Origin of the sequence: Ferrimonas lipolytica (genome assembly GCF_012295575.1) — a bacterium.
Lineage (GTDB): Bacteria > Pseudomonadota > Gammaproteobacteria > Enterobacterales > Shewanellaceae > Ferrimonas > Ferrimonas lipolytica.
This window is the reverse complement of record NZ_CP051180.1, coordinates 3714426-3732035: the sequence shown is the minus strand read 5'-3', so window position 1 is coordinate 3732035 and position 17610 is coordinate 3714426. Positions and strand designations below refer to the sequence as shown.

The 17610-nt window shown below is 49.2% G+C and carries 11 protein-coding genes, 5 tRNA genes and 3 rRNA genes; 3 read left to right on the top strand and 16 right to left on the bottom strand.

Annotation, left to right across the window (positions count from 1 at the left end; genetic code table 11):
- Positions 1-185: 185 nt before the first annotated feature.
- The 9 genes from rplA to HER31_RS16910 form a co-directional block, all read right to left on the bottom strand.
- Positions 186-887, bottom strand: coding sequence for a 50S ribosomal protein L1 (rplA, locus tag HER31_RS16950; RefSeq protein WP_168662399.1), 702 nt, complete (start codon positions 885-887; stop codon positions 186-188).
- 5 nt (positions 888-892) lie between these two features.
- A complete protein-coding gene (gene rplK / locus HER31_RS16945) occupies positions 893-1321 on the bottom strand; it encodes a 50S ribosomal protein L11 (protein ID WP_168662397.1) in 429 nt (142 codons plus the stop codon).
- A gap of 125 nt (positions 1322-1446) precedes the next feature.
- Positions 1447-1992: a transcription termination/antitermination protein NusG gene (gene nusG, locus HER31_RS16940; RefSeq protein ID WP_168662395.1), complete on the bottom strand. Its 546-nt coding sequence runs from the start codon at positions 1990-1992 to the stop codon at positions 1447-1449.
- Positions 1993-1996: 4 nt separating this feature from the next.
- Complete coding sequence (gene secE / locus HER31_RS16935; protein ID WP_168662393.1) at positions 1997-2368, bottom strand: preprotein translocase subunit SecE; 372 nt, start codon at positions 2366-2368, stop codon at positions 1997-1999.
- Positions 2369-2585: 217 nt separating this feature from the next.
- Positions 2586-3770 (bottom strand): elongation factor Tu, encoded by a 1185-nt coding sequence (tuf, locus tag HER31_RS16930; RefSeq protein WP_168662391.1) that lies wholly within the window; start codon positions 3768-3770, stop codon positions 2586-2588.
- A 232-nt stretch (positions 3771-4002) separates the two neighbouring features.
- Positions 4003-4078, bottom strand: a tRNA-Thr gene (locus HER31_RS16925).
- Between the two features lie 9 nt (positions 4079-4087).
- Positions 4088-4162: transfer RNA gene (locus HER31_RS16920), tRNA-Gly, on the bottom strand.
- A 35-nt stretch (positions 4163-4197) separates the two neighbouring features.
- Positions 4198-4282, bottom strand: a tRNA-Tyr gene (locus tag HER31_RS16915).
- A gap of 5 nt (positions 4283-4287) precedes the next feature.
- Positions 4288-4363: transfer RNA gene (locus HER31_RS16910), tRNA-Thr, on the bottom strand.
- Positions 4364-4579: 216 nt separating this feature from the next.
- Here HER31_RS16910 and coaA point away from each other — a divergent pair.
- On the top strand, positions 4580-5524 hold the full coding sequence (gene coaA / locus HER31_RS16905; protein ID WP_168663434.1) for a type I pantothenate kinase: 945 nt from the start codon (positions 4580-4582) through the stop codon (positions 5522-5524).
- On the opposite strand, the gene birA is transcribed toward coaA, so the two are convergent.
- The 7 genes from birA to murI form a co-directional block, all read right to left on the bottom strand.
- Positions 5521-6477 carry a bifunctional biotin--[acetyl-CoA-carboxylase] ligase/biotin operon repressor BirA gene (gene birA / locus HER31_RS16900; RefSeq protein WP_168662389.1) on the bottom strand — a complete coding sequence of 319 codons (957 nt, stop codon included), beginning with the start codon at positions 6475-6477 and terminating at the stop codon, positions 5521-5523. The two genes, coaA and birA, sit on opposite strands and share 4 nt — an antisense overlap.
- On the bottom strand, positions 6474-7502 hold the full coding sequence (murB, locus tag HER31_RS16895) for a UDP-N-acetylmuramate dehydrogenase (protein ID WP_202983570.1): 1029 nt from the start codon (positions 7500-7502) through the stop codon (positions 6474-6476). Before murB ends, birA begins: the two co-directional genes overlap by 4 nt.
- Before the next feature lie 746 nt (positions 7503-8248).
- Positions 8249-8325 (bottom strand) — tRNA-Asp (locus HER31_RS16890).
- A gap of 47 nt (positions 8326-8372) precedes the next feature.
- Positions 8373-8487: ribosomal RNA gene (gene rrf / locus HER31_RS16885) — 5S ribosomal RNA — on the bottom strand.
- Between the two features lie 81 nt (positions 8488-8568).
- A 23S ribosomal RNA gene (locus tag HER31_RS16880) occupies positions 8569-11454 on the bottom strand.
- 422 nt (positions 11455-11876) lie between these two features.
- Positions 11877-13433, bottom strand: a 16S ribosomal RNA gene (locus tag HER31_RS16875).
- The 16S, 23S and 5S rRNA genes sit together here with 1 tRNA gene alongside, the layout of an rRNA operon.
- A 515-nt stretch (positions 13434-13948) precedes the next feature.
- A complete protein-coding gene (gene murI, locus HER31_RS16870) occupies positions 13949-14737 on the bottom strand; it encodes a glutamate racemase (protein ID WP_168662387.1) in 789 nt (262 codons plus the stop codon).
- A 178-nt stretch (positions 14738-14915) separates the two neighbouring features.
- Here murI and trmA point away from each other — a divergent pair, with 178 nt between their 5' ends.
- Both trmA and HER31_RS16860 read left to right on the top strand, forming a co-directional pair.
- Positions 14916-16007, top strand: a complete 1092-nt coding sequence (trmA, locus tag HER31_RS16865) for a tRNA (uridine(54)-C5)-methyltransferase TrmA (RefSeq protein ID WP_168662386.1) — start codon at positions 14916-14918, stop codon at positions 16005-16007.
- A gap of 176 nt (positions 16008-16183) precedes the next feature.
- The gene (locus HER31_RS16860) at positions 16184-17575 is read left to right on the top strand and encodes a cytochrome C biosynthesis protein (protein ID WP_168662383.1); all 1392 of its coding nucleotides are present in this window, start codon (positions 16184-16186) and stop codon (positions 17573-17575) included.
- The last annotated feature ends 35 nt before the right edge of the window (positions 17576-17610 follow it).

The window sequence follows — 17610 nt, the reverse complement described above, 5'->3', positions numbered from 1 at the left end:
GGGGACTTTACGGTGGGAGGTTCCAGAAGAATAAAAATTCTTCTTAGGTCCATCACCGTCTACACAGGCGAATATTAAGAAACTTGCGTTCCACCTATGGTCTTGGACGAGAGCTCGATTAGATCAAGCTTCGGCCTATAGGGCGCGGAATTATACAGATAATCCCCCGCCCTGTAAATCAAGATTTAAGCAACAGTTTCCAGGGAACCCTGGTCAACTGAAACACCTGCACCCATAGTGGTGGAGATGGAAACTTTCTTGATGAAAGTGCCTTTAGCAGAAGCAGGCTTAGCCTTCTTCAGAGCTACCAGCAGAGACTCTAAGTTCTCTTTCAACTTATCAGCGTCAAAGTCCACTTTACCGATGGTAGTGTGGATGATGCCGTTCTTGTCGTTACGGTAACGAACCTGACCAGCTTTAGCGTTCTTAACCGCTTCAGCAACGTTAGGAGTTACAGTGCCGGTCTTAGGGTTAGGCATCAGACCGCGAGGGCCCAAGATTTGACCCAACTGACCAACTACGCGCATTGCATCTGGAGATGCAACAACTACGTCGAAGTTCATTTCGCCAGCTTTAATCTGAGCAGCCAGATCGTCCATGCCGATCAGATCTGCACCAGCTTCTTTAGCTGCTTCAGCGTTAGCGCCTTGAGTAAATACTGCAACGCGAACGTCACGACCAGTACCGTGTGGCAGTACAGTTGCACCGCGTACGTTTTGGTCAGATTTACGTGGGTCAACGCCCAAGTTTACAGCTACGTCTACAGACTCAACGAACTTGGCAGTAGCCAGTTCCTTCAGCAATGCAACCGCTTCGTTCATTTCGTACTCGCGAGTAGCTTCTACTTTCTCGCGGATAACGCGCATGCGCTTAGAGATTTTAGCCATCGTTATTAACCCTCAACTACCAGACCCATGGAACGGGCAGTACCAGCAATTGAACGCTTCATAGCTTCAATGTCAGCACCAGTCATATCAGCAGCTTTAGTCTCAGCAATTTCTTGCAGCTGAGCGTCAGTTACTGTACCTACCTTCTCGGTGTTTGGACGACCGGAACCAGACTTAACGCCAGCAGCTTTCTTCAGCAAGATAGCAGCAGGTGGAGTCTTGGTTACGAAGGTAAAGGAGCGATCTGCGTAAACAGTGATCACTACTGGAATTGGCAGACCTTTCTCAACCTTGTCTGTACGAGCGTTAAACGCCTTACAGAATTCCATGATGTTAACACCGTGCTGACCTAGAGCAGGACCAACTGGTGGTGACGGGTTAGCTGCACCAGCTGCAACCTGCAGCTTGATGTAAGCAGTGACTTTCTTAGCCATGAGTTATTACCTCTGTATGGGTTCAAACGTCTAAACCGACGGATTTAGACTCCCCGTGAAAAAAGGAGCGGCGAATTATATACAAATCCGCCGCACCATCTCAATCGTTTTTGACGATCTTTTGATCAGCTCTTTTCAACCTGACCAAAATCCAGCTCTACCGGAGTAGAACGGCCAAAGATCATTACCGAAACCTTCACACGAGACTTCTCGTAATCCACCTCTTCAACGGTACCGTTGAAGTCAGCGAATGGACCATCGTTAACACGAACCACTTCACCTGGTTCGAACAGGGTGCGGTGACGTGGCGATTCAGCGGCCTCTTGCAGACGATTCAAGATAGAGTCGGCTTCACGCTGTGAAATTGGTGCAGGACGGTCGGAAGTACCACCGATAAAGCCCAATACGCGTGGGATATTACGCACTAAGTGCCAAGATTGGTCGTTCATAACCATCTGTACCAGTACGTAACCTGGGAAGAATTTGCGTTCGCTCTTGCGACGCTGGCCAGCACGCATCTCAACCACTTCTTCAGTCGGAACCAGAACTTCACCGAAGAACTCTTCCATCTCGTGCATCTTGATATGCTCTTTTAAGGACTGCGATACGCGCCCTTCAAAGCCAGAGAAAGCCTGCACGACGTACCAGCGCATTTTAGGTTGTTCGGACATGCAGTTATACCCCTGTAATCAGGTTTACGATTTTCACCAAACCCATATCTAGCAGCCATACACAGAAAGCAACTAGAGCGGTAACAGCGAAAACAATCAGCGTAGTTTGGGTGGTCTCTTGACGAGATGGCCACACCACTTTACGCACTTCTAAACGAGCTTCCTGAGTGAAAGCCCATGCTGCCTTACCTTTGACGGTTTGCGCAGCAACGAACAATGCAACAGCCATCGCTACAACAACGGCGATCGCACGATACAGTACCGAGTACGTATCAAAATATTGGTTGCCAATCACGGCTGCCGCAACTAAAACGACAACCAAACCCCATTTAACGATGTCCATGGAGTTGCCTTGGTCTTCTGTATTGGTACTCATTACTGCAATCCCGTATCGAGTCTGTGCTTGTGGAGTGTTCCACATTGTGCCCACGCCGGCAGCAAAAAATTGGCGTAGACCAACAATGGACCGCCAACCGGCAAAAAAGTAGCCCTAGATTCTATTGCATTAGACCATCTGCTTACAAGCTAGATGGTCACTTCCACAACAAAAAGGGCGCCTTTCGGCGCCCTTGGGGGATAATTACTACTGTTGATTACTCAACGATGGTAGCAACAACACCAGCACCTACAGTACGGCCACCTTCACGGATAGCGAAACGTAGGCCTTCTTCCATCGCGATTGGTGCGATCAAAGTAACATCCATTTGGATGTTGTCACCAGGCATTACCATTTCAACGCCTTCTGGCAGTTCGATGGTACCGGTGATGTCAGTAGTACGGAAGTAGAACTGTGGACGGTAGCCCTTGAAGAAAGGAGTGTGACGACCACCCTCTTCTTTAGACAGTACGTATACTTCTGAAGTGAAACGAGTGTGTGGGTTAATGGTGCCTGGGTGTGCCAGTACCTGACCACGTTCTACGTCTTCACGCTTAGTACCACGCAGAAGAACACCACAGTTCTCACCAGCGCGACCTTCGTCAAGCAGCTTGCGGAACATTTCAACACCAGTACAGGTAGTCTTAGTGGTTTCTTTAACGCCTACGATTTCTACATCGTCGCCTACACGTACGATACCGCGCTCTACACGACCAGTTACTACAGTACCACGGCCTTGGATAGAGAATACGTCTTCGATTGGCAGCAAGAATGCACCATCTACTGCACGCTCTGGCTCTGGAATGTAAGTATCCAGGGCTTCAGCTAGTTCGATGATCTTAGCTTCCCACTCAGCTTCGCCTTCTAGGGCTTTCAGAGCAGAACCCTGAATTACTGGAGTGTCATCACCTGGGAAATCGTACTCAGACAGAAGTTCACGAACTTCCATTTCTACCAGCTCAAGCAGCTCTTCGTCATCTACCATGTCACACTTGTTCAGGAACACGATGATGTAAGGTACGCCTACCTGACGAGACAGCAGGATGTGCTCACGAGTCTGTGGCATTGGGCCATCAGTTGCTGCACAAACCAGGATAGCGCCGTCCATTTGAGCAGCACCGGTGATCATGTTTTTAACGTAATCAGCGTGTCCTGGGCAATCTACGTGTGCGTAGTGACGGATCTCAGTGTCGTACTCAACGTGAGAAGCTGCGATGGTGATACCACGCTCGCGCTCTTCTGGAGCGTTATCGATCTGATCAAAAGCTTTAGCTTCGCCACCCATGTGCTTTGCCAGCACGTTGGTGATTGCAGCGGTCAGAGTGGTTTTACCGTGGTCAACGTGGCCAATAGTACCAACGTTAACGTGCGGTTTCGTACGTTCAAACTTTTCTTTAGACATGTTGTGCCTCGGTCAAACTAAGCGGACTTGCCACTTTGGTCTTGGTTTATTTGGAAGAAAGTATAATACCGACTTCCGCCATACGCTTGGTTAATCATTAACATCCACCGAAAAACAGTGGTGTTAAACCAGCGAAATTAAAACTAGGGTTTCACTTATTGCGCAGACACGACAAAACCTCTTGGTTAGCACTTAGCTAAATCAAGAGGAAACGTATTTTTTTGCGAAAGAATGGTGCTAATACCCAGAGTCGAACTGGGGACCTCACCCTTACCAAGGGTGCGCTCTACCAACTGAGCTATATCAGCACATCAATTTGGAGCGGGCAGCGGGAATCGAACCCGCATCTCTAGCTTGGAAGGCTAGGGTAATAGCCATTATACGATGCCCGCGATTCCTGATGATGAATATCACCTAGGAAGTAATATGGTGGAGGGAGGTGGATTCGAACCACCGAAGGCAGTGCCATCAGATTTACAATCTGGTCCCTTTGGCCACTCGGGAACCCCTCCAAATTTGGTGCCGTCACCAAGAGTCGAACTCGGGACCTACTGATTACAAGTCAGTTGCTCTACCTACTGAGCTATAACGGCGATGCATCTCGTCGATGCGGAGCGCATGATAGAAAATGCCTTGGGTTAGCGCAATAGTTAATTTAAAAAAAAACGCAGATATTGCCCGTTTGCGCAGCTTTTAAACGATCATTTGCTAAAGTGCAGGCAAAATATACGATGCCTCTTGCCACCGGTTAAGTTGCTGTACCTTTAGCGGTTCCAATTGTATAGTCGCGATCGCATTAGCAGGAGAAAATCAACGTGAATCAATCCACTAAAGACTACGCCTACCAAGCCTTTAGTCGCGACCAATGGGCTACATTACGCGCCGCTGTGCCGTTACCATTGAGCGAAGCAGAGTTGCAGCAACTGCGTGGTATTAATGAGAATATCTCATTAGAAGAAGTTGAGACGATCTACCTGCCGTTATCCCGTTTACTTAACTTGTATGTAAACGCAAAACAACGTCGCGGTGATGTACTTGAACAATTTCTCGGCCGTAAGCCAAGCCATAGTCCATACATAATTAGTGTTGCTGGCTCGGTTGCCGTTGGCAAAAGTACCTCGGCACGTATTCTGCAGGCCTTATTACAACGTTGGCCCGAACACCCCAAGGTCGAATTAGTCACCACCGACGGTTTTCTGATGCCATTGGCAGAACTCAAACAGAAAAATCTGCTGAGTAGAAAGGGCTTTCCAGAAAGTTACGATATCCGCATGCTGCTGGATTTTGTTCGTAACGTCCGTTGTGGGGAAGATGCTGAAGCACCGATCTACTCGCACTTAGAATACGACCGCATCAAAGAAACTCAACCGATTCGGCAACCAGATATTCTGATTCTCGAAGGGCTCAATGTATTGCAGAGTGCCATCGATTATCCGCAATTCTCAGAGCGTCCATTTGTCTCCGATTACGTCGACTTTTCCATCTACGTTGACGCTGAAGAATCTCTGTTAAAACAGTGGTATGTAAATCGCTTCCAAAGCTTTAGGAAGGGCTCATTTCAGGACCCGCGCAGCTACTTCAATCACTACGCTAAACTGACTGAAACTGAAGCGGAGAAGACTGCCGACAAGATCTGGGAACAGATTAACGGCACCAACCTACGCAACAACATCGAACCAACAAGAGAGCGGGCTCGATTGATCCTAACCAAGGGCAAAGACCACTTAATCCAACAGATCCGACTGCGGGGTTAATCAGCCCGCATTGATATTTCGCCTGCTGCGAAGGCTTTGATCTCGCCATCAATATTGAGCAGCAAATTACCCTGCAGATCGATACCTGCTGCTGTACCTCGTATCGTATTCTCGCCGACTAACAACTTCACGGCTCTACCTGCAAATTGATCCCGCTGCTGCCATCGCACCACAAACGGCGCCAATCCACTGTGTTCAAACTCGGTAAGCCCAGCATCTAAATGTCGCAGTATCGTCGATGCCAAACGACTACGATCGATCAAGCCTTCTTGTAGGAATTGCAACTCTTGCCATGGCTGATCAATCGCAGTAGCAACACCACTTGGCATGCTGACATTAACCCCACAACCAACCACAACCTCAGCTGGTTCGCCAAACTGACCGTTTAACTCAACCAAAATCCCGGCCAATTTTTTGTTATCAAGGTAGAGATCGTTTGGCCACTTCAATCCGACTCCGTCAAAACCAGCTTGTTCCAATGCCTCTACTAACATCACCCCAACAGCCAAACTCAATCCGGCTGCCGCCGCCATTCCTTGTTCCAGTCGATGGAAATAGGACAAGTAAATATGGCAAGCCAAAGGTGACACCCACTCTCTCCCCCGACGCCCACGCCCCGCGGTTTGCATCTCGGCCAAACACGCTTCGCCATTAGTACATAGATGCTTACGCTTCATCAGGTAAGCGTTGGTCGAGTCAATTTGCCAAAAGAGGTGCAAAGGTGCTTGTCGTTGTTGATTCACAACCGCTCCATCCAGCAAGCTTAATGGCCGTTCCAATCGATAGCCCTTGCCTTTAACTCGGTAGATCTCTAAACCAAGCTCGGCCAGCGCCTCAATATTGTTATGGATGGCAGCACGGCTTAACCCTAAATGCTCCGCTAACCATTCACCAGAGCGAAATTCACCATCTGCTAACAGTTGGATTAAGCGTTGTCTGGTCTCACTTATCATCGCTTAAAGCCCTTATTGCCGTGGCTATCTAATATCCTAACCTCGGGCTCAAGCTCAATGCCATAACGTTGCTCAACCGAATCGATAACAAGGCGAGCAAGCGCTAAAACATCCTCAGCAACAGCATTACCGATATTAACTAATACCAGCGCCTGCAACTGATGAACAGCAGCCCCCCCAATCTGGTGCCCTTTCAAGCCGCATTTATCGATAAGCCAACCTGCGGGGACCTTAACTGCGTTATCGTCACCATAACCTGGAATATCGCCAAATTGCTGTTGCAACAACTGATACTGTTGTTTGCTGATCAGTGGATTTTTAAAGAAGCTACCGGCATTACCTAATTGATCAGGGTCAGGCAGTTTACTTTGTCGTACCGCAACCACCTCGTCATAGATCTGCTGCGGAGTAGGCTGTTGTAGCTGCTGTAATGGGCCGTAGCGTAGCTGTGGTTGCCACTGCTTGGGGATAGTCAAGCCTACCGCGCAGATCACGGCATTTCCGAGTAATTCTCGCTTAAAGATCGAATCGCGATAGCCGAAATTACAACTGGCTGCATCAACTCGTATCAAAGTCATTAATTCTAGATCCAAGTAATCGACGTAGCTGCAATAATCAGCAAGTTCAACGCCGTAGGCGCCGATATTTTGAATAGGCGCCGCGCCCATGGTTCCGGGAATCAACCCCAAGTTTTCTAATCCAGCAATCCCTTGGTCTAGACACCAACGAACCAAAGGATCCCACTCCTCGCCCGCACCAATATGCAGTTCGAAGTTATCATCATGTGATTCAACGCGCTTACCCATGATCCGGTTCCGGATAAGTAGCCCTGTAAAAGATTCGGTAAATAAGACATTACTGCCACCACCCAAAATCAACTTAGGCAGTGAGCGGTACTGCTCGAGCTGCAATGCCTGTTTCAGTTCCTCAATAGAGGTAACAGTGACAGCATGATTAGCTTGCGCAGGAAGGCCAAAAGTATGCCATTGAGACAGGTCTTGGGAGGTAGAAACAGACAGCGACATAACACCACTTCATCAAAGGGATTTGCAGTGCAGAATAGTAAGGGATAACAGCTGATATTGGTAGAAAGATACCCTTCGAGAACCTGGCTAGATTCACCATAGCCTGCTTTAGTGAGCACTCAATTTGCGGAAGCCTACAATGCCGTCGATTTGTCCTGCGTATTAAGCTTTTCAGATACCAGAATCAAACCAACAGAACTGGTGTTTCACCACTATCGACTCGTTCATCCTTCACTCCCGCAACGACGCATATATCGCAACCGCCATTTTCCCAAACGCCAGAAACGAAAAAAGCCCTGTCCAAAGGACAGGGCTTATTCGAAATAATGGCCCAGTGGACGGGACTCGAACCCGCGCCCCCCGGCGTGACAGGCCGCTGAGTTGTAAATAAGGAGTCAACTAACTGAACTGACGCTTCACCACTATCGACTCGTTCATCCTTCACTCTCGCAACGACGCATATATCGCAACTGCCATTTTCCCAAACGCCAGAAACGAAAAAAGCCCTGTCCAAAGGACAGGGCTTATTCGAAATAATGGCGGAGTGGACGGGACTCGAACCCGCGACCCCGGCGTGACAGGCCGCTGAGTTGTAAATGAGGAGTCAACTAACTGAACTGACGCTTCACCACTATCGGCTCGCTCATCCTTCACTCCCGCAACGACGCATATATCGCAACTGCCATTTTCCCAAACGCCAGAAACGAAAAAAGCCCTGTCCAAAGGACAGGGCTTATTCGAAATAATGGCGGAGTGGACGGGACTCGAACCCGCGACCCCCGGCGTGACAGGCCGGTATTCTAACCAACTGAACTACCACTCCGCACTATTCTGTGCAGATAATTGCATTCAGCCATTATCTAAAAAGGTGTCTGACGATGACCTACTCTCACATGGGAACTCCCACACTACCATCGGCGCAACTGCGTTTCACTACTGAGTTCGGCATGGGATCAGGTGGGGCCACAGCGCTATTGTCATCAGACAAAAAACGTAAATTTGGTAAGCTGACTTTCTCTACAATCTCACAAGCTCTGCGATATCCGCAAAACCACTTGGGTGTTGTATGGTTAAGCCTCACGGGTCATTAGTACAGGTTAGCTCAACGCCTCACAACGCTTACACACCCTGCCTATCAACGTCGTAGTCTTCGACGGCCCTTTAGGGAACTTATAGTTCCAGTGAGAACTCATCTCGAGGCTCGCTTCCCGCTTAGATGCTTTCAGCGGTTATCGATTCCGAACTTAGCTACCCGGCAATGCATCTGGCGATACAACCGGAACACCAGAGGTTCGTCCACTCCGGTCCTCTCGTACTAGGAGCAGCCCCTCTCAATTCTCAAACGCCCACGGCAGATAGGGACCGAACTGTCTCACGACGTTCTGAACCCAGCTCGCGTACCACTTTAAATGGCGAACAGCCATACCCTTGGGACCGACTTCAGCCCCAGGATGTGATGAGCCGACATCGAGGTGCCAAACACCGCCGTCGATATGAACTCTTGGGCGGTATCAGCCTGTTATCCCCGGAGTACCTTTTATCCGTTGAGCGATGGCCCTTCCATTCAGAACCACCGGATCACTAAGACCTACTTTCGTACCTGCTCGACGTGTCTGTCTCGCAGTTAAGCTGGCTTCTGCCTTTGCACTAACCTCACGATGTCCAACCGTGATTAGCCAACCTTCGTGCTCCTCCGTTACTCTTTGGGAGGAGACCGCCCCAGTCAAACTACCCACCAGGCACTGTCCGCAACCCCGATAAGGGCCTACGTTAGAACATCAAACGTACAAGGGTGGTATTTCAAGATTGACTCCACTTCAACTAGCGTCAAAGTTTCATAGTCTCCCACCTATCCTACACATGTAGGTTCAATGTTCAGTGCCAAGCTGTAGTAAAGGTTCACGGGGTCTTTCCGTCTAGCCGCGGGTACACAGCATCTTCACTGCGATTTCAATTTCACTGAGTCTCGGGTGGAGACAGCGTGGCCATCATTACGCCATTCGTGCAGGTCGGAACTTACCCGACAAGGAATTTCGCTACCTTAGGACCGTTATAGTTACGGCCGCCGTTTACCGGGGCTTCGATCAAGAGCTTCGACCGAAGTCTAACCCCATCAATTAACCTTCCGGCACCGGGCAGGCGTCACACCGTATACGTCCTCTTACGAGTTTGCACAGTGCTGTGTTTTTGATAAACAGTTGCAGCCACCTGGTATCTGCGACCGCCAATAGCTTAGGGAGCAAGTCCCATCACCGTCAGCGGCGTACCTTCTCCCGAAGTTACGGTACCATTTTGCCTAGTTCCTTCACCCGAGTTCTCTCAAGCGCCTTGGTATTCTCTACCTGACCACCAGTGTTGGTTTGGGGTACGATCTCTAATTACCTGAAGCTTAGAAGATTTTCCTGGAAGCATGGCATCAACTACTTCAGTGCCGTAGCACCTCGTCATCGGCTCTCAGCCTAATGTTCACCCGGATTTGCCTAAGTGAACAGCCTACTACCTTAAACGCGGACAACCATCGCCGCGCTAGCCTAGCCTTCTCCGTCTCTCCATCGCAGTAATTAGCGGTACGGGAATATTAACCCGTTTCCCATCGACTACGCCTTTCGGCCTCGCCTTAGGGGTCGACTCACCCTGCCCCGATTAACGTTGGACAGGAACCCTTGGTCTTCCGGCGAGGGAGTTTTTCACTCCCTTTAACGTTACTCATGTCAGCATTCGCACTTCTGATACCTCCAGCAGACTTCTCAATCCACCTTCAACGGCTTACAGAACGCTCCTCTACCATGCTTATAAATAAGCATTCGCAGCTTCGGTGACTAGCTTAGCCCCGTTACATCTTCCGCGCAGACCGACTCGACCAGTGAGCTATTACGCTTTCTTTAAATGATGGCTGCTTCTAAGCCAACATCCTGGCTGTCTAAGCCTTTCCACATCGTTTCCCACTTAGCTAGTACTTTGGGACCTTAGCTGGCGATCTGGGTTGTTTCCCTCTCCACGACGGACGTTAGCACCCGCCGTGTGTCTCCCGTGATTGTACTCATTGGTATTCGGAGTTTGCATGGAGTTGGTAAGTCGGGATGACCCCCTAGTCCAAACAGTGCTCTACCCCCAATGGTAAGACACGAGGCGCTACCTAAATAGCTTTCGAGGAGAACCAGCTATCTCCCGGTTTGATTGGCCTTTCACCCCTAACCACAGGTCATCTCCTAATTTTGCAACATTAGTGAGTTCGGTCCTCCAGTACCTGTTACGGCACCTTCAACCTGCCCATGGCTAGATCACCGGGTTTCGGGTCTACACCCTGCAACTACGACGCCCAGTTAAGACTCGCTTTCGCTACGGCTCCCCTATTCGGTTAACCTCGCTACAGAATGTAAGTCGCTGACCCATTATACAAAAGGTACGCAGTCACCCAACAAGTGGGCTCCTACTGCTTGTACGTACACGGTTTCAGGTTCTATTTCACTCCCCTCACAGGGGTTCTTTTCGCCTTTCCCTCACGGTACTGGTTCACTATCGGTCAGTCAGGAGTATTTAGCCTTGGAGGATGGTCCCCCATGTTCAGACAGGATATCACGTGTCCCGTCCTACTCGATTTCACACTAAAGTCGTTTTCGTGTACGGGGCTATCACCCTGTATCGCCAAGCTTTCCAGCTTGTTCCACTAACTTCTAAAATGCTTAAGGGCTAACCCCGTTCGCTCGCCGCTACTAGGGGGATCTCGGTTGATTTCTTTTCCTCTGGGTACTTAGATGTTTCAGTTCCCCAGGTTCGCCTCATTAACCTATGTATTCAGTTAATGATACTTGCTTATGCAAGTGGGTTTCCCCATTCGGAAATCGTAGACTCAACGGTTGTTACTACCTAATCTACGCTTATCGCAAGTTACTACGTCCTTCATCGCCTCTGACTGCCAAGGCATCCACCGTGTACGCTTAGTCACTTAACCATACAACCCCAAGGGGTCTTGCTTGGTCTTTGAATCTCACTCTTTGTTGAACCGTTCGTTCACTTCGGTCATTAGCAAAAGCTAACTTCCTCGCTCACTCTCGTTTCTCCGCGATTGAGAACCAAATACCTGCGCAATACGCTTCTGAGTATGCAAACTCAGCATCGTAATATGCCGCAACCAAATGTTTTCGTTAGTTACACGCTCCGGGTAGGAGGTGTAACGCCGGATATCTTTAGACACTTGTAAGATTGTTTATTTAGAAACTCTTACAGTTTCTCGAGAAAATTTTATCAGCTTTCCAAATTTTTAAAGAGCATGTCGTTCGTAAAGAACAACGAGCCAAAATCATCAAGTCAAAGACTTAATGATTTCAGACAATCTGTGTGAACACTCAGCGCAAAACAAGTAATCATGTCGTTTAAGGAGGTGATCCAGCCCCAGGTTCCCCTAGGGCTACCTTGTTACGACTTCACCCCAGTCATGAACCACAAAGTGGTGAGCGTCCTCCCCGAAAGGTTAAACTACCCACTTCTTTTGCAGCCCACTCCCATGGTGTGACGGGCGGTGTGTACAAGGCCCGGGAACGTATTCACCGTAGCATTCTGATCTACGATTACTAGCGATTCCGACTTCATGGGGTCGAGTTGCAGACCCCAATCCGGACTACGACCAGCTTTATGGGATTAGCGCACTATTGCTAGTTGGCAACCCTTTGTACTGACCATTGTAGCACGTGTGTAGCCCTACTCGTAAGGGCCATGATGACTTGACGTCGTCCCCACCTTCCTCCGGTTTATCACCGGCAGTCTCCCATGAGTTCCCACCATTACGTGCTGGCAACATAGGACAAGGGTTGCGCTCGTTGCGGGACTTAACCCAACATTTCACAACACGAGCTGACGACAGCCATGCAGCACCTGTCTCAGAGTTCCCGAAGGCACACGTCCATCTCTGGTCGCTTCTCTGGATGTCAAGAGTAGGTAAGGTTCTTCGCGTTGCATCGAATTAAACCACATGCTCCACCGCTTGTGCGGGCCCCCGTCAATTCATTTGAGTTTTAACCTTGCGGCCGTACTCCCCAGGCGGTCTATTTAATGCGTTAGCTTTGGAAGCCACTCCTCAAGGGAACAACCTCCTAATAGACATCGTTTACGGCGTGGACTACCAGGGTATCTAATCCTGTTTGCTCCCCACGCTTTCGCATCTGAGTGTCAGTCTCTTGCCAGGGGGCCGCCTTCGCCACTGGTATTCCTTCGGATCTCTACGCATTTCACCGCTACACCCGAAATTCTACCCCCCTCTCAAGGACTCTAGTTTGGCAGTATCAAATGCAGTTCCCAGGTTGAGCCCGGGGCTTTCACATCTGACTGACCAAACCACCTGCATGCGCTTTACGCCCAGTAATTCCGATTAACGCTTGCACCCCTCGTATTACCGCGGCTGCTGGCACGAAGTTAGCCGGTGCTTCTTCTGCGAGTAACGTCACAGCCAACGGGTATTAACCGTTGACCTTTCCTCCTCGCTGAAAGTGCTTTACAACCCGAAGGCCTTCTTCACACACGCGGCATGGCTGCATCAGGCTTTCGCCCATTGTGCAATATTCCCCACTGCTGCCTCCCGTAGGAGTCTGGGCCGTGTCTCAGTCCCAGTGTGGCTGATCATCCTCTCAAACCAGCTAGAGATCGTCGCCTTGGTGAGCTCTTACCTCACCAACTAGCTAATCTCACTTAGGCTTATCCAATCGCGGAAGGTGCCGAAGCGTCCCCTCCTTTCCCCCGTAGGGCGTATGCGGTATTAGCAGTCGTTTCCAACTGTTGTCCCCCTCGACTGGGCAAATTCCTAAGCATTACTCACCCGTCCGCCGCTCGACGCCTAATGAATCCCCCGAAGGTTCATCATCATCGTTTCCGCTCGACTTGCATGTGTTAGGCCTGCCGCCAGCGTTCAATCTGAGCCATGATCAAACTCTTCAATTAAAGATTTGATTTTTTGTCCAACTCCTAAGAGCTAGACACTCAATGAATACTGAATTTCGTATAGTCACTCAGTAAATATCGAGAAAATGATGATTTCTCAATTCTACGTGAGTGCCCACACAGATTGTCTGACAAATTGTTAAAGAGCAGCTCTTGCGAACTTGGCTTCGTTGCCGAAGCAGGAGGCGTATAATACGCTTTCCTTTGTCAGCGTCAAGCAGAAAGTTGAATTTCTTTTTGAGGCTAAACTTCGTGTTTTAAGCGTTTCGGCTTAAGGTTCGAAGCAGAGCGCCATTTTAACCAGTTAACTTACCAAGTCAAGGACTTATATGAAAAGTTAACGTAGTGGCTGACGCCATATCAACCGTTGCTACATCAGCGTTTGCTGCGTTGCCCCGTCGACAGGAAGCGCATTATAGGGACTGTTCGCTCAGGCGCAAGGGGCTTTTTGAAATATCTAAACGACCGCTCAGATTAACACCAGCCCGTCTAGATATTAGTCGGTTCTGACTGTTTTAGCCGCTGAATAGACGACATTGCTGAAAGCCTAACTTAGTAACGACTTGTAAAAGGGTTCGATTAGGGGCACTTCCTGTATAAAAGAAGCCATTGTTGTCGTTATTGTGAAGATTTATCTGATGCTGTTCGAGTTGATGCTCCACTCGGCGAGCTACCGCAGCTCCAGAATCGATCAAAGCAACCCTATCTCCTAATACGTTATGCAGCTCTTCGGCCAATAAAGGGAAGTGTGTGCATCCGAGGATCACTGTATCTGGCACCGCATCGGCCTTAATGAATGGCTGAAGAATCTGCTGCAGTGATTGCAGCGGAACTTCTAGTCCTGACAGCTTATCTTCAGCTAGTTGTACCAAACGGCTACTGCCAATACGAATCACCTCTTTGTCTGCGGCAAAGGTTGTAATTAGCTCATCAGTATACCGGCGCTGAACGGTTCCCGGTGTTGCTAACAGGCCAATGACGTTATTTTGCGTAGTCTGCGCAGCGGGTTTAATCGCGGGAACGACACCGACAACAGGAACCGTTAATGCTGCTCGCAGGCTATCAAGGGCAATGGTACTAGCACTGTTACAGGCAACAACAACTAAACCTACCGCTTGTTGTTGCACAAACTTATCGATGAGAGTAACGCAACCGCAGGTAAGGTCGTGTTCAATCAGTTCACCGTATGGGAACCGAGCATTGTCCGCAAGGTAGTGAATTGCGGCGTCAGGAAACTGTTTGGCAATATGCTTATATATAGTTAAGCCACCAATGCCTGAATCAAACAATAATATAGACGCCATAACCCTCGAACTGTCTTTACTTGGTACCTAGTTACGCATTGCGCTGCTAGGATCATAAATAGGAGATAATGGGTTAATTCTCACATACGCATCGGTTTAGGCCAAGAGAACTGGACAAGTGCGTTTCGCTGGTTAGAATTTGCCCCCCTTTAAAGATTACCCTGCTTCGGAGAATTTCATGGATCTGTCAGCCCTCGATCCCAGCCAATATGAATCGCAGTTAGCGACTAAGTGCGATCGTATGCGTGAACTGTTTGCTGCTCACGCCACCCCAGAACTGCAGGTGTTCCGCTCCGAGCCCAAGCACTACCGCATGCGTGCCGAATTTCGCATTTGGCACGATGGTGATGATCTTAACTACATCATGTTTGATCAGCAGACTAAGCAACGTATTGCGATCACCCAGTTTCTGCCAGCCAGCACGCTAATCAATGAATATATGATTAAACTGCGGGAAGCATTGCTACCGAACCCTACTCTGCGCTTCAAACTGTTCCAGGTTGATTTTCTCTCAACACTAAGTGGTGAGCTGGTGATCAGCCTGCTATACCACCGTCAGCTAGACCAAGAGTGGGAAACTGAGATCAATAAGCTCAAGCAACTGTGGGGCGATAAGGTTTCATTTATCGGCCGCGCGAAGAAACAGAAGCTGGTTATTGATCGGGACTATGCAGATGAACTACTGCACGTACACGGGCAACCGTTAAACTACCGCCAGATCGAAAACAGCTTCACCCAACCTAATGGTAAGGTGGCAGTAAAGATGTTGGAGTGGGCTATCGACGCAACTCGTAACAGTAGCGGCGACTTACTGGAACTATACTGTGGCAACGGTAACTTCTCGTTGGCGTTAGCGCAAAACTTCGAGCGGGTACTCGCAACCGAGCTAGCTAAGCCATCGGTTCAAGCAGCGCAACACAACATCGCAGCAAACAACATCAACAACGTCACCATCATTCGTATGTCAGCAGAAGATTTTACTGATGCTATGAATGGCGTGCGTGAGTTCAACCGCCTTAAAGGGATCGATCTGACCGCCTTTAACTGCAACACTATCTTCGTCGATCCGCCGCGTTCTGGCCTAGACAGCGAAACCGAAAAGATGGTGCAGGGCTATGAGCGAATTCTATATATCTCGTGCAACCCAGAAACCCTACTGGAGAACCTGAAGACCTTGGGCCAAACCCATAAGATCACCCAGTTCGCGTTGTTCGATCAGTTCCCATACACCCACCATATGGAAGCGGGTGTACTACTAGAGCGCAAGTAGTGTTTATCGCTTCAAAAGAAACCTGCCATATGGCGGGTTTCTTTTTACTCTATCGTAAGCAGCTGATTTCACTGCAGCAACAACAAACCAAAGTTGATCACAGTTTGCTCGCTCCGTTGTGGTGTACAACAGTCATACAAATATTGTTGATTAAATGTGACACCAGAGGAATGGCAATGGATAGTCGATTCACCCTATGGCGCCGCAGCATATTGCTGCTGTTACTGCTTCCGTTCAGTTTGTTTGCGCAGCCCACAATTGAGTGGGTAAAGCAAAATAGCGACGGCAGCCAGTCGGTTACGCTTTACTTTTTTTGGTCTGAAACCTGTCCCCATTGTGCCGAAGCACACCCCTTCATCGATAAGCTTCCTGAACGTTTCCCTTGGATCCGCCTCGAATCCCATCGTGTCCAAGACAGTGGCACTATTGAACTCTTGCAAAGTGTTGCCGCTGAAACCTCTGTTGCCGCCAGCTCGGTGCCCTATTTCGCCAGCTGTGGTAATGCCAGTGTCGGTTACAGCGGCGAGTCTATTACCGGTCAATTCCTACTAAAACAACTCGCCAGCTGTTACCAACATAATGGCGGCCAGTTATCACAACAAGCTCTCTCTGAGATCAATTCGGTGGCGATTGATGCAGACGCGCCATTGTTATTTGAAACCTGTGATGACGGCGGCAGCGGTGCTGGTACCTGTGGTTTGAGTACTTTACCCACTCAACCAGCAGTACAACCGGTAGAGTTGCCATTTATTGGTGTGGTAGCTCCCGAGCAGATGTCATTGCCTTTACTTACTGTTGTGCTTGGTGGCGTTGATGCATTCAACCCTTGCGCCTTCTTCGTGTTGTTGTTCTTACTATCGATTATGGTCAACGCTAAAAGTCGCAGTCGCATGTTGATAGTTGGCGGGATCTTTGTGTTCTTCTCTGGTGCCATCTACTTCATGTTTATGAGTGCTTGGCTCAATATATTTGAGCTACTCGGTGGCAGCGACGGTGGCTGGATTATGATGGCCGCCGGTGCAATGGCATTAACGGCCGGCGCTATTAATATGAAGGAGTACTTCACCACCAAAGGTGAGGTGTCGTTATCAATGTCGGCAGAGAATCGCACTGGGTTGATCAAACGAATGGGGCAACTCACCAAAGCCAGCAGCATGCCCACCATGATTGCCGGTACCGTGGTGTTATCCATATTAGCGAATGCCTACGAGCTACTCTGTACCGCAGGGTTCCCAATGATCTACACCAGCGTCCTGACCATGCATGATCTGCCGGACACTACCCGCTACCTATACCTATTGTTCTACAACGTGGTTTACGTGATCCCACTATTGGCCATCGTTATCGTTTTCGCCATGACCATGGGTAAACGCAAGCTCACCGAGAAAGAGGGGCAAACCCTTAAGTTACTGTCAGGCATTATGATGATGGGCATGGGTACCATGTTGGTGATTGATCCCACCGCGCTACAACAAGCATCCTTAGCCATTGGGCTAATTTTCGGGTCGATGGTGGTCACCGCCATTATTGCCTTAATCCGCAACTGGCGCGAACGGCGCATGGCGTAACTAGCTCGAACACTCGAGACAACAACGGCACCCAC